The following is an 18,674-nucleotide window of genomic DNA, read 5'->3' on the forward strand; positions in this document are numbered from 1 at the left end:
CGACCGCCGGCGGGGGAGCTGGCCACCCCCACCGGCGGCCGATGTCAGGTGTTCCGTCCTGACAGTTCCTCGACCACCTTCAGCAAAGCCGAGTGGTCGAGAGATCCGTGACCCATGGCGCGGGCCGCGGAGACCAGTTGGGCGACCAGTCCGGTCACCGGGAGGGCGACACCGGCCGCACGGGCGGCGGACAGCGCGATGCCCATGTCCTTGTGGTGCAGGTCGATCCGGAACCCGGGCTCGAACTCCCGACCGAGCATGGTCGCCGCCTTGAGGTCCAGGATGCGGTTGCCCGCCAGGCCTCCGGCGAGCACCTCCAGCCCGCGCTCGCCGTCGACGCCGGACGCCTCCAGCAGCACGATCGCCTCGCTGACCAGCGAGATGATGCCGGCCACCATCAGCTGGTTGGCGGCCTTCACGGTCTGACCGGCGCCGTGGCCGCCGACGTGCACGATCGTCCGGCCGAGGTCCTCGAACAGCGGCTTCGCCTCGGTGAACACCTCCTCGTCCCCGCCGACCATGATCGACAGCGACGCCTTGATCGCACCCTGCTCGCCGCCGCTCACCGGCGCGTCCAGCACCCGTACGCCGAGCTCCGCGCCGGCCTTCGCGACCTCCAGCGAGGTCTCCGGCGCGATCGACGACATGTCGATCAGCAGCAACCCGGCCCGCGCCGACTCCAGTACGCCGCCCGGACCGAGCACCACCTCCGCGACCTGCGGGGAGTCCGGCAGCATGGTGATCACCACCTCCGCACCGGTGACCGCCTCGGCGATCGTCGGCGCGGGCTTGCCGCCGGCCTGGAGCAGCTTGTCGACCGACGCCGGCACCACGTCGTACCCGGTGACGTCGTGCCCGGCCCGGACCAGGTTGGCCGCCATGTGCGAGCCCATGATGCCCAGGCCGATGAATCCGATCTTCCGTGTCATCGCAAGTCCCTTCTCAGACCGGGTCGAGGATCTGCTCGAGCGCGGCGCGCATCAGCTGCGCGGTCTCGGACGGCGTCTTGCCGACCTTCACGCCGACGGCTTCCAGCGCCTCCTGCTTGGCAGCCGCCGTACCGGACGAGCCGGACACGATCGCGCCCGCATGGCCCATCGTCTTGCCCTCCGGGGCGGTGAATCCGGCCACGTAACCGACCACCGGCTTGGTGACGTACTCGGCGATGAACGCCGCGGCCCGCTCCTCGGCGTCGCCGCCGATCTCGCCGATCATCACGATCGCCTCGGTGTCCGGGTCGTCCTGGAAGGCGCGCAGCGCGTCGATGTGGGTGGTGCCGATGATCGGGTCGCCACCGATGCCGATCGCGGTGGTGAAGCCGTACTCGCGCAGCTCGTACATCATCTGGTAGGTCAGCGTGCCGGACTTCGACACCAGGCCGATCCGGCCGGGCCCGGCGATGTCGGCCGGGATGATGCCGGCGTTGGCGCGGCCGGGGCTGATCAGGCCGGGGGAGTTCGGCCCGATGATCCGGGTGCCGGCGGCCTCGGCGTGCGCGAAGAACGCGGCGGTGTCGTGCACCGGTACACCCTCGGTGATCACCACGACCAGCCCCAGGCCGGCGTCGATCGCCTCGATCACCGCGCCCTTGACGAAGCGCGGCGGCACGAACACCACCGACACGTCCGCGCCGGTCGCCTTCACCGCCTCGGCGCAGGACCCGTGCACCGGGATCGACCGCTTGGCGAAGTCGACCGACTGGCCGCCCTTGCCCGGCGTCACGCCGCCGACGATGTTGGTGCCGGCAGCAAGCATCCGGGAGGTGTGCTTCTGTCCCTCGGCGCCGGTCATGCCCTGCACGATGACCTTGCTGTTCTCGGTCAGGAAGATCGCCATCTGTCCAGCTCCTCTCAGGCCTGCGCGGCCAGTTCGGCGGCGCGGTCGGCGGCGCCGTCCATGGTGTCGACCACCGTGACCAGCGGGTGGTTCGCCTGGGCGAGGATCTTGCGGCCCTCGACCACGTTGTTGCCGTCCAGGCGGACCACCAGCGGCTTGTTCGCCTGGTCGCCGAGCAGTTCGAGCGCCTGCACGATGCCGTTGGAGACCGCGTCGCAGGCGGTGATGCCGCCGAACACGTTCACGAACACGCTCTTCACCTGCGCGTCGCCGAGAATGATCCCGAGCCCGTTGGCCATCACCTCCGCCGAGGCGCCACCGCCGATGTCGAGGAAGTTGGCCGGCTTCACGCCACCGTGCGCCTCACCGGCGTACGCGACGACGTCGAGGGTCGACATCACCAGGCCGGCGCCGTTGCCGATGATGCCGACCTCGCCGTCGAGCTTGACGTAGTTCAGGCCCTTGGCCTGCGCGGCCGCCTCGAGCGGATCGGCCGCGGCCTTGTCCTCGAACGCCGCGTGGTCCGGGTGCCGGTACGCCGCGTTCTCGTCCAGCGTGACCTTGCCGTCCAGCGCCTCCAGCCGCCCGTCGCCGAGCTTGACCAGCGGGTTGACCTCGACCAGCGAGGCGTCCTCGGCGATGAACACCGTCCACAGGCTCTTCACCACCTCGGCGGCCTCGGGCGGGAAACCGGCCGCGGCGACGATCTCGGCGGCCTTCGCGTCGTCGACGCCGACCGCGGGATCGATCGAGATCTTGGCGATCGCGTCGGGATTGGTGTGCGCGACCTCCTCGATCTCGACGCCGCCCTCGGTGCTCGCGATGCACAGGTAGTCGCGGTTGGCCCGGTCGATGAGGAACGAGAAGTAGTACTCCTCAGCGATGTCGGCCGCCGGGGCGAGCAGGACCCGCCGCACGGTGTGGCCCTTGATGTCCATCCCGAGGATGTCCCGGGCCCGCTCGGTGGCCTCGGCCGGATCGGCGGCCAGCTTGACGCCACCGGCCTTGCCGCGGCCGCCCGCCTTCACCTGGGCCTTGACCACCACTCGGCCGCCGAGGGTCTCGGCCGCCTCGGCCGCGTCCGCGGCGTCCTCGATCACCCGGCCGAGGGTGACCGGCACGGCGTGCCGGGCGAAGAGTTCTTTGGCTTGGTACTCCATCAGGTCCACGGGGGCAGTCCTCTCCTCACGCACGCAGCTGACTCGTGTGCCGACTGTATGCTGTATGCAGATTGCTGCACAAGGGCTCCGAGGTCTGGACAACGGGTAGCGGACGGGAGTACCACAGTTCCATACGGTATGCAGTAGTCAGGAGGCGATCATGAACGACGCGACCACAAGTACGCCTCCCCGGGACGTTCGGGACGTGTACGGCCGCCGGTACCGCATCGGCGAGGACCCCAGGGAACTGACCGGGCACTCCCGCCGGTGGCAGTTGTGGGCCGCCTGGGCCTGCATGGCGGCGATCAGCCCACTGCAGTACTCCTTCGGTTCCGCCGCGCTCGGTCTCGAGTCGGGCCGGGCCTGGGGCACCGTCCAGACGATGTGGCTGCTCGCGGTCTTCGTCGCCTTCCAGGCGCTCGCCGCCGTACCGGCCGCCTGGCTGCAGCGGGTCCGGCGGGTGACACCGACCCAGCTCGTCGTGCTCGGCGGGTTCCTCGCCGCCGTCGGCCTGGTCACGCTGGCCCACGCCGGCAGCTATGCCGGAGCGATGCTCGGGTACGCCGTCGTCGGCGGCGCCGGGGCCGGGCTGGTCTACTCCGCGTGCATCACCACGGCCGCCCGTTGGTTCCCCGATCGGCGGACCTCGACGATCGGCTTCGTCACCGGCGGCTTCGCCGTCGGCGCGGTGCCGAGCATCGCGTTGCTGACCATCTTCGACACCACCGGCGGCCAGCGGTACGTCTTCGACCTGACCGCGGTGGTCGCGTTGCTGATCGTGATGACCGCGGGCGGCCTGCTCAAGGACCCGCCGCGGCACTGGTGGCCGGCCGAGATCGACGCCCAGGCCTGGGCGGTCGACCGCCGGCTGAACCGGAGCATCCCGAACAACCTGCCCGCCGTGCGCTACTACCGCCCGGCCGAGGCGATGAAGACCGGCGCGCTCCCGCTGATGTGGCTGACGCTGGCCATCAGTACGGCGCTGTCGCTGTTCGGCATCGCGTTCGTCGTCAGCTACGCCACCGAGGCGCGACTCGGTGTCGCCGTCGCCGGACTGGCCGCCGGAATGCTTGCCGCCGTCAACGGTCTCGGCCGGTCCTTCGCCGGTACGCTGTCGGACCGCTTCGGCCGCCGCCGGGTGCTCGCCGCCGTACTGATGGTCGAGGGCTTCACCCATGTCGGTCTGGTGCTGGCCGGTGAGGCCGGGGCGGGCGCGGTGTTCGTCCTGTGCGCGATGTTCGCCGGACTCGGTGGCGGCGCGTTCTACGCGATCATGGCGAACCTGGTGCTGGAGTTCTTCGGCGAGAACAGCCTGTTGCAGAACCAGTCGATCCTCTACAGCGCGAAGGCCGTCGGTGGCCTGGTCGGTGTCGGTGGCGCCGCGAGCCTGGTGGCCGCGGTCGGCTATCGCCCGGTGTTCCTCGCGGCCGGCCTGCTCGGGCTGCTCACCGCGCTGATCGTCCGTTTCCTGAAGCAACCGGGCCGCCCGGCGCTTTCGGTCACCTCCCAGTTGGGCACCCCGGTAGCCGGCGCGACCCGGCCGGGCGAGTGAGCCGGACGGAAGCCGGTCCACGGATCGGCGCGGAGTACGCCTGGGTACGGCGGCCCGAGCCGTGCGTACTGGAACTCGTCTCCAAGCTCGCCAGGGAACCCTGGACGGACCGGCCGACTTGCGTGCATCCGGTCCTGGCGGCGGTCGCCCGCGTGGTCCACGACCACTGCAGCGCGGGCGGCCGCCGCAGTTTGTTGCCGTTGGCACCTTTGTTCCTCGACACCGCGCGGCCGGGCTTCGACCTGTCCGCGCGGCTGGTGGCGCTCTGTGTCTCGACCGCCTTGGCGGGTCCGGGGGAGCTGACGAAGGATGAACGATCCCGGCTGCGCAACGGTCAGGACACCGCGGCCTATCTGCTGGCCGGCCGGCCGGGAGCTCCGCCGGGAGGGCCGATTCGCTGGTGGTTTCCCGCGCTGGACCGGCTGAACCTCAGTGAGCCGTTCTACCGCACCGTCGTCGCGACCGAACATGCCGCGGAAGCAGTCGTGGTCGCCGCCCGGGGCGGCGACCACGACGTATGGCTCAAGCGCTTGTTACGCCAGTGCCTGGCCCTGGCGTCCTGACTCCCTCACGGGGCGCGGCGGCCCGGCGCGCCGAGACCTTCGTGGTCGACGTCGCCGGCGCCCCACAGGCCGTGGTCGCGGTCGTCGTCGGGAATCACCACCAGCTCCTGGCGGCGCGGTGCGCGGACCTGCTCCTCGAGCCGGCGCAGGTCGGCCGTGCAGCGGGCGACGTCGTCCATCAGGCGCAGGACGTCCAGATGCGGCCCGAGCCGGCCGCGCAGTCCGGCCACGGCCTGGTCGAGCGCGTGCAGCGCCTGCCGGGTCCGGTCGAGTTCGTCGTGAATGCTCATCGCAGCTCCCCTGATCGCGGTCGTGCCCCAAGCGGTAGTGACAAGCATACGGGATACTGCATACAGTCGCTACAAGTTTCTGCTGGGCTGCGAACCCTGGACAACCGGTTCGGCGGTGCGATATGACTACGACTACACCATACGGTATGCAATCTACCGACCTATAGCTCGAAGCACAGGCAGTGCGGCCCGATCCCAGCCGGGCAGAGACCGGACCCTTCCACGAGGAGATGACTGCACAGATGGCCCAAACAGTGTCCGAATCGAACGCGGTCGCGAACCCGACCGAGCCGGAGCCGAAGACCGCCACGATCTCGGGCGGGCATCTGGTGGCCAAGGCCCTCAAGGCCGAGGGAATCGACGTGATCTTCACCCTCTGCGGCGGTCACATCATCGACATCTACGACGGCTGCGTGGACGAGGGCATCGCCGTCGTCGACGTCCGGCACGAGCAGGTCGCCGCGCACGCCGCCGACGGCTACGCCCGGATGACCGGCAAGCCCGGTTGCGCCGTGGTGACCGCCGGCCCCGGTACGACGGATGCCGTCACCGGTGTCGCGAACGCCTTCCGCGCGGAGAGCCCGATGCTGCTGATCGGCGGCCAGGGCGCGCTGAACCAGCACAAGATGGGGTCCCTGCAGGACTTGCCGCACGTCGACATGATGACCCCGATCACCAAGTTCGCGGCCACCGTGCCGCACACCGCACGGGTCGCCGACATGGTGTCGATGGCCTTCCGGGAGTGCTTCAACGGCGCGCCCGGCCCGTCGTTCCTGGAGATCCCGCGCGACATCCTGGACAACTCCGTACCGGTCGAGTCCGCGATCGTGCCGGAGGCCGGCCGGTACCGGGCCTCCACCAAGTCGATCGGCGACCCGGCCTCGATCGAGGCGCTGGCCGACCTGCTGGCCCGGGCCGAGAAGCCGGTCGTGCTGCTCGGCACCCAGGTCTGGACCTCGCGCGGCAGCGACGCGGCGATCGAGTTCGTCCGCAAGAACAACGTGCCGGCCTTCATGAACGGCTCGGCCCGTGGCACCCTGCCACCCGGCGACCCGCACCACTTCCACCTGTCGCGGCGCTACGGCTTCAACAACGCCGACCTGATCCTGATCGTCGGTACGCCGTTCGACTTCCGGATGGGCTACGGCCGCCGGCTGCCCAAGGGCGCCACCGTGGTCCAGATCGACATGGACTACCGCACGGTCGGCAAGAACCGCGACATCGACCTCGGTCTGGTCGGCGACCCGGGCGCGATCCTGGCCGCCGTCACCCAGGCCGCCTCGGGCCGGGTCCAGAAGGCCGGCGACCGCAAGGCCTGGTTCGCCGAGTTGCGCGCCGAGGAGGACGCGGCGTACCAGAAGCGGCTGCCCAAGCAGCTGTCGGACGCCAACCCGATCCACCCGCTGCGGCTGGCCCACGAGATCAACGAGTTCCTCACCGAGGACTCGATCTACATCGGCGACGGCGGCGACATCGTCACCTTCTCCGGTGGTGTCGTCCAGCCCAAGTCGCCCGGCCACTGGATGGACCCGGGCCCGCTCGGCACGATCGGCGTCGGCATCCCGTTCGTGATGGCGGCCAAGTACGCCCGGCCGGACAAGGAGGTCGTCGCGCTGTTCGGTGACGGCGCCTTCTCGCTGACCGGCTGGGACTTCGAGACGCTGGTCCGGTTCAAGCTGCCGTTCGTCGGGGTGGTCGGCAACAACTCCTCGATGAACCAGATCCGCTACGGCCAGGAGGCCAAGTACGGCCACGACCGGGGCCGGATCGGCAACACGCTCGGTGACGTCAAGTACGACCAGTTCGCCAAGATGCTCGGCGGGTACGGCGAGGAGGTCCGCGACCCCAAGGACATCGGGCCGGCCATGCAGCGCGCCCGGGAGTCCGGACTGCCCTCGCTGATCAACGTGTGGGTCGACCCGGACGCCTACGCGCCCGGAACCATGAACCAGACCATGTACAAGTAGCGATCCCCGGCGGCGGTCCGTCCCCCCGGGCGGGCCGCCACCCAGTACTGGAGGACCACTATGGGTAAGGCCCTTGAAGGTGTCCGCGTACTCGACATGACCCACGTGCAGTCGGGACCGTCCTGCACCCAGATCCTGGCCTGGCTCGGCGCCGACGTGATCAAGCTGGAGGCGCCCACGGGTGACATCACCCGCCAGCAGCTGCGCGACCTGCCCGACGTCGACAGCCTGTACTTCACGATGCTGAACTGCAACAAGCGCAGCATCACGCTGAACATGAAGTCCGAGCGCGGCAAGGAGATCTTCACCGACCTGGTGAAGAACTCCGACGTGCTGGTGGAGAACTTCGCCCCCGGCGCGATCGACCGGATGGGCTTCACCTGGGACCGGCTGCAGCTGATCAACCCCGAACTGATCTACGCCTCGATCAAGGGCTTCGGCCCGGGCCGCTACGAGGACTTCAAGGCCTACGAGGTGGTCGCGCAGGCGATGGGCGGCGCGATGAGCACGACCGGGTTCGAGGACGGCCCGCCGACCGCCACCGGAGCGCAGATCGGTGACTCCGGGACCGGCATCCACCTGGTCGCCGGCATCCTGGCCGCGCTCTACCAGCGCACGAACACCGGCAAGGGCCAGCGGGTCAGCGTGGCGATGCAGGAAGCCGTGCTGAACCTGACCCGGGTCAAGCTGCGCGACCAGCAGCGCCTGGCGCACGGCCCGCTGAAGGAGTACCCGAACGACGAGTTCGGCGACGCGGTGCCGCGCTCGGGCAACGCCTCCGGCGGCGGCCAGCCCGGCTGGGCGGTCAAGACGGCGCCCGGTGGCCCGAACGACTACATCTACGTGATCGTCCAGCCGCCCGGCTGGGCCCCGATCGCGAACCTGATCGGCAGGCCCGAGCTCGCCGACGACCCGGACTGGGCCACGCCGGCGGCCCGGCTCGACAAGCTCGACAAGATGTTCGCGCTGATCGAGCAGTGGACCGAGCAGCACACCAAGTTCGAGGTGATGGAGAAGCTGAACGCGCTGAACGTGCCGTGCGGCCCGATCCTGTCCACCAAGGAACTGATCGAGGACGAGACGCTGGCCGAGCTCGGCGCCGTCGTCGAGGTCAAGCACCCGGCCCGCGGCACCTTCAAGACCGTCGGCTGCCCGATCAAACTGTCCGACTCGCCGGTCCAGGTGGAGACCTCACCCGGCCTCGGTGAACACAACTCGGTGATCTACGGCGGTCTCGGCATCGACACCGCCGAGCTCGAAGAGCTCAAGGCCGCCGGCGTCGTCTGAGCGCCCACCCATCCCGCTTCCAAGGAGCTTCAGGCATGACCTATGACAAGGCAGTGGTCCAGTCCATCCTCGACCAGGCGCTGGCCGAGGGCCGCAGTTCGCTGAGCGCCCCCGAGGCCAAACAGGTCGCGGACGCCTACGGCATCCCCACCCCGGGGGAGGGGCTGGCCACCACCGCCGACCAGGCGGCCACGCTGGCCGCCGAGATCGGTTTCCCGGTCGTGCTGAAGATCGTCTCGCCCGACATCCTGCACAAGACCGAGGCGGGCGGCGTGGTGGTCGGCGTCGACAGCGCGGAGGCGGCGCGGACGGCGTACGACAAGATCGTCGCCAACGCCAAGGCGTACCAGGCCGACGCCGACATCACCGGCGTCCAGGTGCAGAAGATGCTGGTCACCGGCGGTGACGTGCAGGAGGTCATCGTCGGTGCGGTGACCGACCAGACGTTCGGCAAGATCGTCGCCTTCGGCCTGGGCGGGGTGCTGGTCGAGGTGCTGAAGGACGTCACCTTCCGGCTGGCGCCGACCTCGGCCGACGAGGCCCGTTCGATGATCGAGGGCATCGGTGCGCACGAGATGCTGAACGGCGTCCGCGGCGCCAAGCCGGTCGACAAGGAGGCGATCGCCCAGATCATCACCCGGCTGTCGGACCTGGTCGAGGACTTCCCGCAGTTCGCCGAGGTGGACCTGAACCCGGTGCTGGCCGGGCCGGACGGCGCCACCGCGGTCGACTTCCGGATCATCGTCGACGCCGAGGCCGGCAAGCCGGTGGACCGCTACAGCCAGGAACAGATCCAGACCGCGATGACCCGGATCATGAAGCCCCGGGCGGTCGCCGTGATCGGCGCCTCCAACGAGGACGGCAAGATCGGCAACTCGGTGATGAAGAACCTGGTCAACGGCGGCTACACCGGCGACATCTACCCGATCAATCCCAAGGGTGGCGAGGTGCTCGGGCTGAAGGCCTTCCCGAGCATTACCGACGTGCCCGGTGACGTCGACGTCGCGGTGTTCGCCGTCCCGGCCAAGTTCGTCGGCGGCGCGCTCGAGCAGTGCGGTGCCAAGGGCGTGGCCGGGGCGATCCTGATCCCGTCGGGCTTCGCCGAGACCGGTGAGCAGGCGCTGCAGGACGAGGTCGTCGCGATCGCGAAGAAGCACAACGTGCGCATCCTCGGCCCGAACATCTACGGCTACTACTACCTGCCGGAGAACCTCTGCGCGACCTTCTGTACGCCGTACGACGTGAAGGGCAGTGTCGCGCTGTCGTCGCAGAGCGGCGGGATCGGGATGGCGATCCTCGGCTTCAGCCGGTCCAGCCGGATGGGCGTCTCCGCGATCGTTGGAGTAGGCAACAAGGCCGACATCGACGAGGATGACCTCCTGACGTTCTTCGAAACCGACGACAACACCAACCTGATCGCCATGCATCTGGAAGATCTCAAGGACGGCCGGGCCTTCGCCGAGACCGCGGCGCGGGTGTCGAAGAAGAAGCCGGTGATCGTGCTGAAGGCCGGCCGCACCGACATGGGCGCCCGGGCGGCGAGCTCGCACACCGGCGCGCTGGCCGGCAACGACAAGGTCTACGACGACATCCTGCGCCAAAGCGGCGTGGTCCGCGCTCCCGGCCTGAACGAGATGCTCCAGTACGCCCGGGGCATCCCGCTGCTGCCGACGCCCAAGGGCGAGAACGTCGTGATCATCACCGGTGCCGGCGGCTCGGGCGTGCTGCTGTCGGATGCCTGCGTCGACAACGGTCTGCAGCTGATGACGATGCCCGAGGACCTGGACGCGGCGTTCAAGAAGTTCATCCCGCCGTTCGGTGCGTCCGGCAACCCGGTCGACATCACCGGCGGCGAGCCGCCGTCGACGTACCGCAACACGGTCGCGCTGGGCCTGCAGGACGAGCGGATCCACGCGCTGATCCTGGGCTACTGGCACACCATCGTCACCCCGCCGATGGTGTTCGCCAAGCTGGTCGCCGAGGTGGTCGAGGAGTACCGGGCCAAGGGCATCGACAAGCCCGTGGTCGCCTCGCTGTCCGGCGACGTCGAGGTCGAGGAGGCCAGCCAGTACCTGTTCGAGCACGGCGTGGTCGCCTACCCCTACACCACCGAGACGCCCGTCCAGGTGCTCGGCGCCAAGTACAAGTGGGCCCGCAACGCGGGACCGCTCGGGGCCTGATTCCACCCACTTCGACTGCGGAAAGCCGGTGATGCGTTTGGTCCGGGGGGAGTGCACGGGGGAGCTGTAAGTCTCGTCAAGCTGGCGTCGATATAAGGAGTCCGCCTTGGACGTCACAAGCAAGACCTCAGGAGTACCCGAAGAGCCGGCGGCCGCCGCGACGACCGAGCGGGTATGGCGCGCCGGCCGGCTCGAACCGATGCCGATCCGGCCGTTGCCGCCGGCACCGCCTTCCCTGCACATCCTCGGTCCGACCGTGTTCCTGGTCGCGCTGGGCGTCGGCATGGGTGAGTCCTACATGTGGCCCCGGCTCGTCCTGGTGTTCGGTCCGGACATCCGGTGGCTGTTCCTGGTCGGTGTCACCCTGCAGGCGTTCGTGCTGCTGGAGATGGCCCGGTACGCGATGGCGACCGGGGAGAGCATCTTCTTCGGTGCCGCCCGCATCTTCAAACCGATGATGTGGTTCTTCTACGTCGCGGCGATCCTGATCTACATGTGGCCGGGCCACCTGTCGGCCGGCGCCTCGGCGTTCGAGGAGGTCAGCGGCATACCCTGGCAGGCGACAGCCTGCGTGGCCCTGGTCTTCGTGGGTGTGCTGTTCAGCCTGCTGTCGGTGATCTACAACTTCCTCGAGAAGCTGCTGGGGTTCCTGATCGGCCTGCTGGTCGTCGGCACCTCGGTGATCGCGGCCATCGTCGGCAGCTGGGGCGACCTGGCCAACACGATCCAGGGCATGTTCGCGTTCGGGTACTTCCCGGACAAGGCACTGTCGTCGACCTGGTTCCCGATCGTGGTCGGCTCGATCGCGTTCGCCGGCCCGTCCGGTATGCAGCAGATGTGGTACACCCTGCAGCTGCGCGACAGCGGTGCCGCGATGGGCTCCCACATCCCGAAGATCCGCGGCCTGCGATCGGCAGGTGAGGCCGAGGCGATGCCGTCGCGGGGTTACATGTTCGACACCGAGGACCCCGAGGAGATGAAGAAGTGGAAGGGGTGGCGCAAGTGGGTCACCTTCGACGCTCTGCTGCTCTTCTGGGGCATCACGATGCTGGTCACGATCTCGTTCACCGTGCTCGCGCTCTCGGCGGCCCGGGAGAACCCGAACGTGGCGAGCCTGATCGAGGGCGGTGATCGCGAGGCCGCGCTGAGCGCCATGTCGGACGCGTTCGCCTCGGCCGGCAGCCCGTTCCTGGGCTCGCTGTTCTTCGGCTTCATCGCGCTGATCGGCCTGAACGCGACCCTGGGTCTGTTCGACTCGTTCAGCCGGGGCCAGGCGGACATGACGTACTACTTCGTGCCCGGCGCCAAGCGGTTCTCGATGTCGAGGATCTACGCCGGGTTCCTGTGGGGCGTGATCGTGTTCGGCATCCTGATCCTGCTGTTCGGCCCGGCCGACGGACCGGCGGCGATCCTCGACGTGCTCGCCTTCTTGTCCACGTTCGCGATGGGCGCCTACTGCATCGTGTTGCTCCTGGTGAACAACAAGTTGCTGCCCAAACCGATCCGGCCCGGACCGCTGCGCAACGTGATCATCGGGTTCGGTGCGGTCTTCTACCTCGGCATGCTGTTCTACAGCCTGATCCGCTTCGGCGTGGTCCTGGACTGACATGAACACCGAGACGAAGATCCACCAGCTCGCGGAGTTCACGCTGCCGGCCTCCGTGGTCGGGATCGCGGCCGGCATCATCGCCGGGCTGCTGGGCGGCTTCGCCGGCCAGCCGCTCGGCTGGGCCGTGGTCACCGGGCTCGGCCTCGCGGTACCGCTCGTCGTGTTCGGCATCGGGTACTCCGCGCTGGTCGGGCTCGGCAAGGCGCCGGCCGGGGTGTTCGCCCCGGCCGCCGCCTACTGGGCGATCGGGTTCCCGCTCGCCCTGATGGGGCACGCGATCACCACCGAGTGGGTGGTCACCGGTACGCCGGGGCTGCCCGAGGCGCCCCTGCAGTTCCTGGCCTTCCGGGCGTTGCTCAGCATGGGGTTCGCGATCGGGTTCCTCTGGATGCACGAGCAGGTCGGCCGGCACTGGTGGCCGCGCATCATGGAGCACAACCCGTACGCCCGGCACACGGTGGAGCAGTACGTCCACCTGGCCGAGTCGATGGAGGCCCGCAAGCAGGCCGCCGCCCGGGCCCGCAAGAAGAGGAAGGCCCGCACCGCCTAGGGCAGGTCGCCCCTCGCACGCCTGCCGGGTGCGAGGCGCGACCCGCTCCGAGGGTGTCCCACCCTGTTCCCGCATCACCTGCCGCCCGCGACTGCGCTGTCAGCCGCGGGCGGCGGGCGTACCCGGCCCTGCCCGCCGGGCTCGAGCACCGTGGAGGAAGCTCATGACCGTTTCGCTGTCGACGTGGATCATCACCATCGCCGTACTGCTGGCCCTGCTGGTGCTGGACTTCCTGATCGTAGCCAGGAAGCCGCACGAACCGTCCCTGCGCGAGGCGACCCTGTGGGTGTCGTTCTACGTCGGCATCGCGCTGCTGTTCGGTGTCGGGCTGACGATCGCCGCCGGCGGACAGTCGGGCGGCGAGTTCTTCGCCGGCTGGCTGACCGAGTACTCGTTGTCGGTGGACAACCTGTTCGTGTTCATCATCATCATGGGCAAGTTCGCGGTGCCCCGGCAGTACCAGCAGAAGGTGCTGCTGGTCGGGGTCGCGCTGGCGCTGGTGATGCGCGGGATCTTCATCGCCGTCGGCGCGGAGGCGATCTCGCACTTCAACTGGGTGTTCTACATCTTCGGTGCGTTCCTGCTCTACACCGCGTGGAAGCTGGCCACCTCGCACGACGAGGAGGACGAGTTCAAGGAGAACGTCGTACTGGCCAAGGTCCGCAAGGTGATGCCGACCACCGAGACCTACCACGAGGCGAAGCTGACCACCCGGATCGACGGCAGGCGCTTCGCGACCCCGATGCTGATCGTGATGATCGCGATCGGCACCACGGACCTGCTGTTCGCGCTCGACTCGATCCCGGCGATCTTCGGGCTGACCCAGGAGCCCTACCTGGTCTTCACCGCGAACGCCTTCGCGCTGATGGGCCTGCGGCAACTGTTCTTCCTGATCGGCGGCCTGCTCGACCGTCTGGTCTACCTGTCCTACGGGCTGTCGGTCGTGCTGGGCTTCATCGGCGTGAAGCTGATCCTCGAGGCGCTGCACCACAGTGGGGTGAAGTGGGCCCCGGAGATTCCGATCCTGGTGTCGCTGTCGATCATTCTCGGGACGCTGGTGGTCACCGCGGTGCTGAGCCTGGTGAAGTCGTCCCGCGACGAGAAGGCGAAGGCGCGGGAGGAAGAGGTCGCGGGGGTGGAGTGAGGACGACAGACAACGCGCCCCGGTGGACCAGTGGTCCACCGGGGCGCGGCGTGAGGAATGGCAGAGTGGCTCGGAGGCGGCTGCGCTCAGTCCGTCGTACGGCGGCGGCGGGTGGCCGGCTTCTTCTCCGGGGCCGGTGCGGGCGCCTGGCCCGACTGCAGGTCGTGGTACGCCGTCCGGGTGTGCTCGGTGTGTTCGCGCATGATCTGCGCGGCCTTGTCCTCGTCGGCTTCGCTGATCGCCTTGACCAGGCGGGCGTGCTCGCGCCAGGAGGCGGCGCCGCGGACGGGGGCGACGGGGGTGTAGTACCACCGGACGCGGCGGTCGACCTGGCCGGCGAAGTCGACCAGGAAGCGGTTGCCGGACATCTGCGTGATCATCGAGTGCAGCTCGCCGTTGGTCCGGACCGCGCCGTCGATGTCGCCGGCCTCCTGGAACGCGGTGCCCACCTTGCAGAGCTCCTTGAGCTGCGCCACGGCCTCCTTGGTGGCGTGCCGCGCCGCGAGCCGGGCCGACTCCGACTCCAGGGCGGCGCGGGCCGCGAGCAACTGGTCGACCTCGTCCTCGGCGGGCACGTGCACCATCGCACCGAAGCCGGGCCGCAGATCCACCCAGCCTTCGTTGTTGAGCCGCTGCAGGGCTTCCCGGACAGGCTGGCGGGAGACGCCGAGCATGCCGGCCAGCTCGACCTCGACCAGGTGCCGGCCGCGCTCCAGCGTGCCGTCGATGATCATCTCGGTCAGAGCCTCGTAGACCGACTCGCGCAGCGGTGTGGGCCGCTTGACGTGCCGTACGCCGGGGGAGTCGGCCGAGGAGTCCGGGCCCGCGCTGAGTGTGGTCATGAGGTCCTTCCCGAAAAACGTAATGGCACGTGGTAGACAGTCTACCAAGTGCCAGGTCTGTTGCCGATGCTCATCGTCGAGCCGGCCTGTTCGGGGGTGGAGCCGGCCTGTTCCGCCTTGCTCCCGGTGCTCCGGATCCATGGATCGCGTTCCGCGGGGAGTCCGCCGCCGCGGTCCGGATCCAGGTGCCGGCCAGTGCCGGTCGCCGTGTCCGGAGCACCGATTCGGGAGGTGGGTCAGGCTGCTGTCGTCTCGCGCACAGAGTGCTGACGCTCGTCGTCGCGCCGGGTCTCGTCGGTCCGGTCGAGGTCGACGTCGAGGTTCAGTTCCTGCTGCAGTTCCGGGGAATCCGGGAACTGCCGGCGGGCCGCCAGAGCGCCGAACCTACGGGTGAAAATCATTTCTTCCTCTCCACTCTTGGGTCCTAATACTGCCTACTGCATACATTCAACCAGGCGTACGCCCCGGTTATGCCCACGTCTCACGTGATCCCGGTTACAAGCCCGGTACCCACGCGGGAGCACGCGGATTCCGTCCGGGTGACCTCGATCACGAGCACCGCCGAAAATCCGGAAGTGCCTTCCAGAAGGGGCTTTCTTCCCCATCAGAATGCCCGGGCCGGGCGGTCCAGGTCCAAGACTTGTTCGCTATCTCGGGATAGGAGGCAACTATCCCGCCAGCTCCGGCGCATAGCCCGAACCCATCAGATGCACGTCCAGCAGTTCGTCCAGCGCGGTGTGGACGCCGGCCTGCCGGGCGACGTCGAGCAACGCCCGGGCGAGCACCGGCTCAGGGTTGCGGGCGGCGATCACCAGTCCCACCCGCGGCCCGTGGGCCGGGCTTTTCAGCGGTACGACGCGCATTCCGTCCGGTACGCCGAACATGTGCAGCCAGGCGTGCGAGATGACCGTCGACCAGTGGTTGCCGTGCAGGTGGCTGTAGAGCCCAGAGACGGTGTCGCTCTCGATCGCGGGCCGGGCGGTCACGCCGTCGTCGGTGAAGTAGCCGTTCATGATCCGGCGGTTGCGCATCTGCGGCGACAACAGGCACAGCGGCTGGTCGGCGACCTGCGCCCAGGTGGCAACCGGCAGATCGGCCAGCTCGTTGTCCTGCGGGGTGAGCAGCAGGTAGCGCTCCTCGTAGAGCGGGGTCTTGCGCACGCTGCCGAGCGTGTCGTCGTCGAGATAGGTCATCGCGACGTCGAGCTCGAACTCGGCCAGCTTCTGGGTGATGTCGCGCGACGACAGCGACTCCAGCGTCACCCGGGCCTGCTCGTGCCGCGCGCAGAACGGCGTGGTGAGCAGCGAGACGACCGGCATTGCGGTCGGGATCGCACCGAGCCGGAGCGTTCCGGTCAGGCCGCCGCGCATCACCGACAGCTCGTGCCGCAGGGCGTCGCGTTCGGCCAGGATGCGCTGCGCCCACAGCAGCACCCGTTCGCCCTCGGGGGTCAGGCCCTCGAACCGCCGGCCGCGGCGCACGATCGGGACGTCGAGCTCCTGCTCGAGCTTGCGGATCGCGGCGGACAGCGACGGCTGGGAGACGTAGCAAGCGTCGGCGGCGCGGGCGAAGTGCCGCTCCCGGGCGAGGGCGACGAGGTACTCGAGCTGGCGCAGCAACATGGGGTCAGCCTCGTTCCGGCCGGACGGCATACCGATTGCTTGTATACATAATCCAGTATTGCACGCAAGGGGAGACGGCTGGAAGGCCTCGGCTCCGCGCTCGACGTCCGGATCTCAGTGCGTGTGATGTGACCTGGATCACACTCTACAGGTGTCTGTCCTCCTGACGGTCGATCGACGGACTGGCAGAGGAAAGTCAGGCGAAAGGGAGTTCCATGGACAAGGTCATCTCCGTCGACGGCACCGAGATCGCGTACGACACCTTCGGCTCCGGGCCGGGACTGGTGCTGGTCGCGGGAGCGCTCACCGCGCGCTCGTACTACGGCCCGCGCGCGGAGGTGCTCGCCGAGTCGTTCACCGTGATCACCTATGACCGGCGCGGGCGCGGCGACTCCGGCGACCAGCCGTCGTACGCCGTGGAGCGCGAACTCGAGGATCTCGAGGCGGTGCGGGCCGCCACCGCCGCGTCGTACGGGTACGCCGACTCGTCGGGGGCGATGGTGCTGCTCCGGGCGGTCGCGGCGGGATCCGCGTTCGACAAGCTCGCGATCATGGAGCCGCCGTTCCGGGTCGAAGGCGCGCCGCCGGCGCCCGACCGATACCTGGAACGGCTGCAGGAGTTCGTTGCGGCGGGCAACCCGGGCGGGGCGCTGGAGCTGTTCATGGTCGAGGCCGTCGGGCAGCCGAAGGACCAGGTCGACGGGATGAAGGCGTCGCCGTACTGGCCGGAGCTGGAGTCGATCGCGCACACGCTCGTGTACGACGCTCTGCAGCTGGGGGACAGCGAGGTTCCGGTCGGGTTGCTCGCCTCGATCGAGCAGCCGACGCTCGCGCTGCACAGCACGGCCAGTCCCGAGTGGCTTCAGCGGGCCGTGCGCGCGGCGGCCGAGGCGATGCCGGACAGCTCGGTGGTCGCGCTGGAGGGCAGCTTCCACGAGGTGCCGCCGGAAGTGCTCACCCCCGTGCTGCGGCAGCACTTTCTCGGCTGAGACGAGGGCTGAGCAGGCGTTTGAGGCGGGGAACCAGCGGCTTCTCGACGTACCGGTGCAGGACGGTGGCGGCAGCGATCATCGCGGCCACCGTCCCGAGCATCAGCAGGGTCGCGTTCACGTGCGGGCCGAGGCGTTCGAAGACGACGAAACCGATATGGGCGTGGATCAGGTAGAGCGGATAGGTGAGCGCGCCGAGCGTGGCGAACCAGGGGCGCGCCCAGGACGCGGTCACTCGCAGGGCGATCAGCAGCATGATCGCGAAGCCCGCCACGATGACGGCGACCACGACCGGGCGGTGCAGCTCGGCGCCGTACCGGCTGCCGACGCGGTCGGCGAAACCGATGCCCCGCGGGATCGCGTTGGCCAGCGCCAGCGCGAGGATCACGAACGGCTGCGGACTCGGCCCGAAGCGGTGGATCAGGCAGAGCGCCATGCCGGCGATGAAGTAGTGCGAGAACTGGGTGTTCAGGACGAGGTCGGCGACGCCGGGCAGGAGGCCGGCTTCGAAGACGAATGTCGCGGCCAGCCAGGGCCCAGAGGAAGACGGTGACGCGGCGGCGGGTGATGCCGACGAACGTGAGTACCAGGACCAGCGCGTAGAAGCGCAGCTCGGCCCACAGCGTCCAGTAGACGACGTCGACGTTCTTGATGTCGGGCAGTGAGTTGAACATCGTCAGGTTGGCCAGGTACTGCGGCAGTGAGATCGGGAAGCGGCCTTGGCTGAACAGAACCGAGACCAGCGCTGTCAGCGTCACCGCGACCCAGTACGCCGGGTAGAGGCGGACCGCGCGCGACACCAGGAACGAACGCGGCGTGCGGTCCCACGCGCTCAGCAGGACGACGAAGCCGCTGATCAGGAAGAACAGATCGACGCCGAGGTAGCCGTAGCGGGCCACGACGCTCGCATGCGGGAAGTGCAGCGGGGACAGGCTGCCGGCGTACGCGGAGAACAGGTAGTGGTAGGTCAGCACGGCGAGCGCGGCCAGAATCCGGAGCAGATCGACCTCGTACAGCCGCCCGCTCGGACGGTGCGCGACGGGCATCGCCTGGGGTTCCACGTCGTGCCGTCCTCTCGACCGG

The 18,674-nt window shown here is 69.0% G+C and carries 17 protein-coding genes and 1 pseudogene; 9 read left to right on the plus strand and 9 right to left on the minus strand.

The annotated features are described in order from the left end of the window. Positions 1-44 precede the first annotated feature (44 nt). The 3 genes from BWI15_RS08740 to sucC are packed head-to-tail and all read right to left on the minus strand — an operon-like array spanning position 45 to position 3,005. Entirely contained in the window at positions 45-929 is an 885-nt protein-coding gene (locus tag BWI15_RS08740) for a 2-hydroxy-3-oxopropionate reductase (protein ID WP_077013778.1), read from the minus strand. 13 nt (positions 930-942) lie between these two features. Further along, the gene (gene sucD / locus BWI15_RS08745) at positions 943-1,836 is read right to left on the minus strand and encodes a succinate--CoA ligase subunit alpha (protein ID WP_077013779.1); all 894 of its coding nucleotides are present in this window, start codon (positions 1,834-1,836) and stop codon (positions 943-945) included. A 14-nt stretch (positions 1,837-1,850) separates the two neighbouring features. Further along, a complete protein-coding gene (sucC, locus tag BWI15_RS08750) occupies positions 1,851-3,005 on the minus strand; it encodes an ADP-forming succinate--CoA ligase subunit beta (protein WP_077013780.1) in 1,155 nt (384 codons plus the stop codon). 151 nt (positions 3,006-3,156) lie between these two features. On the opposite strand from sucC, the gene BWI15_RS08755 reads away from it, so the two are divergent. Both BWI15_RS08755 and BWI15_RS08760 read left to right on the plus strand, forming a co-directional pair. Continuing rightward, a complete protein-coding gene (locus BWI15_RS08755) occupies positions 3,157-4,548 on the plus strand; it encodes an OFA family MFS transporter (protein ID WP_077013781.1) in 1,392 nt (463 codons plus the stop codon). Continuing rightward, on the plus strand, positions 4,545-5,111 hold the full coding sequence (locus BWI15_RS08760; RefSeq protein WP_077013782.1) for a hypothetical protein: 567 nt from the start codon (positions 4,545-4,547) through the stop codon (positions 5,109-5,111). The genes BWI15_RS08755 and BWI15_RS08760 overlap by 4 nt, the downstream gene beginning before the upstream one ends. Positions 5,112-5,116: 5 nt before the next feature. On the opposite strand, the gene BWI15_RS08765 is transcribed toward BWI15_RS08760, so the two are convergent. Beyond that, complete coding sequence (locus BWI15_RS08765) at positions 5,117-5,401, minus strand: hypothetical protein (protein ID WP_077013783.1); 285 nt, start codon at positions 5,399-5,401, stop codon at positions 5,117-5,119. Between the two features lie 242 nt (positions 5,402-5,643). On the opposite strand from BWI15_RS08765, the gene BWI15_RS08770 reads away from it, so the two are divergent. From BWI15_RS08770 to BWI15_RS08795, 6 genes are all read left to right on the plus strand, one after another. After that, the gene (locus BWI15_RS08770; RefSeq protein ID WP_202817596.1) at positions 5,644-7,368 is read left to right on the plus strand and encodes a thiamine pyrophosphate-binding protein; all 1,725 of its coding nucleotides are present in this window, start codon (positions 5,644-5,646) and stop codon (positions 7,366-7,368) included. 60 nt (positions 7,369-7,428) lie between these two features. Beyond that, complete coding sequence (frc, locus tag BWI15_RS08775; RefSeq protein WP_077013784.1) at positions 7,429-8,655, plus strand: formyl-CoA transferase; 1,227 nt, start codon at positions 7,429-7,431, stop codon at positions 8,653-8,655. 35 nt (positions 8,656-8,690) lie between these two features. Further along, a complete protein-coding gene (locus BWI15_RS08780) occupies positions 8,691-10,835 on the plus strand; it encodes an acetate--CoA ligase family protein (RefSeq protein ID WP_077013785.1) in 2,145 nt (714 codons plus the stop codon). A gap of 106 nt (positions 10,836-10,941) precedes the next feature. Next, positions 10,942-12,441: an Nramp family divalent metal transporter gene (locus BWI15_RS08785; RefSeq protein ID WP_077013786.1), complete on the plus strand. Its 1,500-nt coding sequence runs from the start codon at positions 10,942-10,944 to the stop codon at positions 12,439-12,441. Position 12,442: 1 nt separating this feature from the next. Beyond that, on the plus strand, positions 12,443-12,994 hold the full coding sequence (locus BWI15_RS08790; protein WP_077013787.1) for a hypothetical protein: 552 nt from the start codon (positions 12,443-12,445) through the stop codon (positions 12,992-12,994). 163 nt (positions 12,995-13,157) lie between these two features. Then, positions 13,158-14,138 (plus strand): TerC family protein, encoded by a 981-nt coding sequence (locus BWI15_RS08795; protein ID WP_077013788.1) that lies wholly within the window; start codon positions 13,158-13,160, stop codon positions 14,136-14,138. An 86-nt stretch (positions 14,139-14,224) separates the two neighbouring features. On the opposite strand, the gene BWI15_RS08800 is transcribed toward BWI15_RS08795, so the two are convergent. The 3 genes from BWI15_RS08800 to BWI15_RS08805 form a co-directional block, all read right to left on the minus strand. Then, entirely contained in the window at positions 14,225-14,980 is a 756-nt protein-coding gene (locus tag BWI15_RS08800; protein WP_077013789.1) for a GntR family transcriptional regulator, read from the minus strand. Positions 14,981-15,216: 236 nt separating this feature from the next. Then, a complete protein-coding gene (locus tag BWI15_RS39265) occupies positions 15,217-15,381 on the minus strand; it encodes a hypothetical protein (protein ID WP_168197278.1) in 165 nt (54 codons plus the stop codon). Positions 15,382-15,648: 267 nt separating this feature from the next. Continuing rightward, positions 15,649-16,602: a LysR family transcriptional regulator gene (locus BWI15_RS08805; RefSeq protein WP_077013878.1), complete on the minus strand. Its 954-nt coding sequence runs from the start codon at positions 16,600-16,602 to the stop codon at positions 15,649-15,651. Positions 16,603-16,817: 215 nt separating this feature from the next. On the opposite strand from BWI15_RS08805, the gene BWI15_RS08810 reads away from it, so the two are divergent. Further along, positions 16,818-17,591, plus strand: a complete 774-nt coding sequence (locus BWI15_RS08810; protein WP_077013790.1) for an alpha/beta fold hydrolase — start codon at positions 16,818-16,820, stop codon at positions 17,589-17,591. On the opposite strand, the gene BWI15_RS39270 is transcribed toward BWI15_RS08810, so the two are convergent. Together BWI15_RS39270 and BWI15_RS40705 are read right to left on the minus strand one after the other, a co-directional pair. Next, entirely contained in the window at positions 17,557-18,027 is a 471-nt protein-coding gene (locus BWI15_RS39270; RefSeq protein WP_168197270.1) for a hypothetical protein, read from the minus strand. The genes BWI15_RS08810 and BWI15_RS39270 overlap by 35 nt on opposite strands. A gap of 106 nt (positions 18,028-18,133) precedes the next feature. After that, positions 18,134-18,637: pseudogene (locus BWI15_RS40705) on the minus strand (acyltransferase family protein); the annotation flags it as partial. Between the last annotated feature and the right edge of the window lie 37 nt (positions 18,638-18,674).

This window comes from Kribbella sp. ALI-6-A (assembly GCF_001984195.1).
In the GTDB taxonomy this organism is placed as follows: domain Bacteria; phylum Actinomycetota; class Actinomycetes; order Propionibacteriales; family Kribbellaceae; genus Kribbella.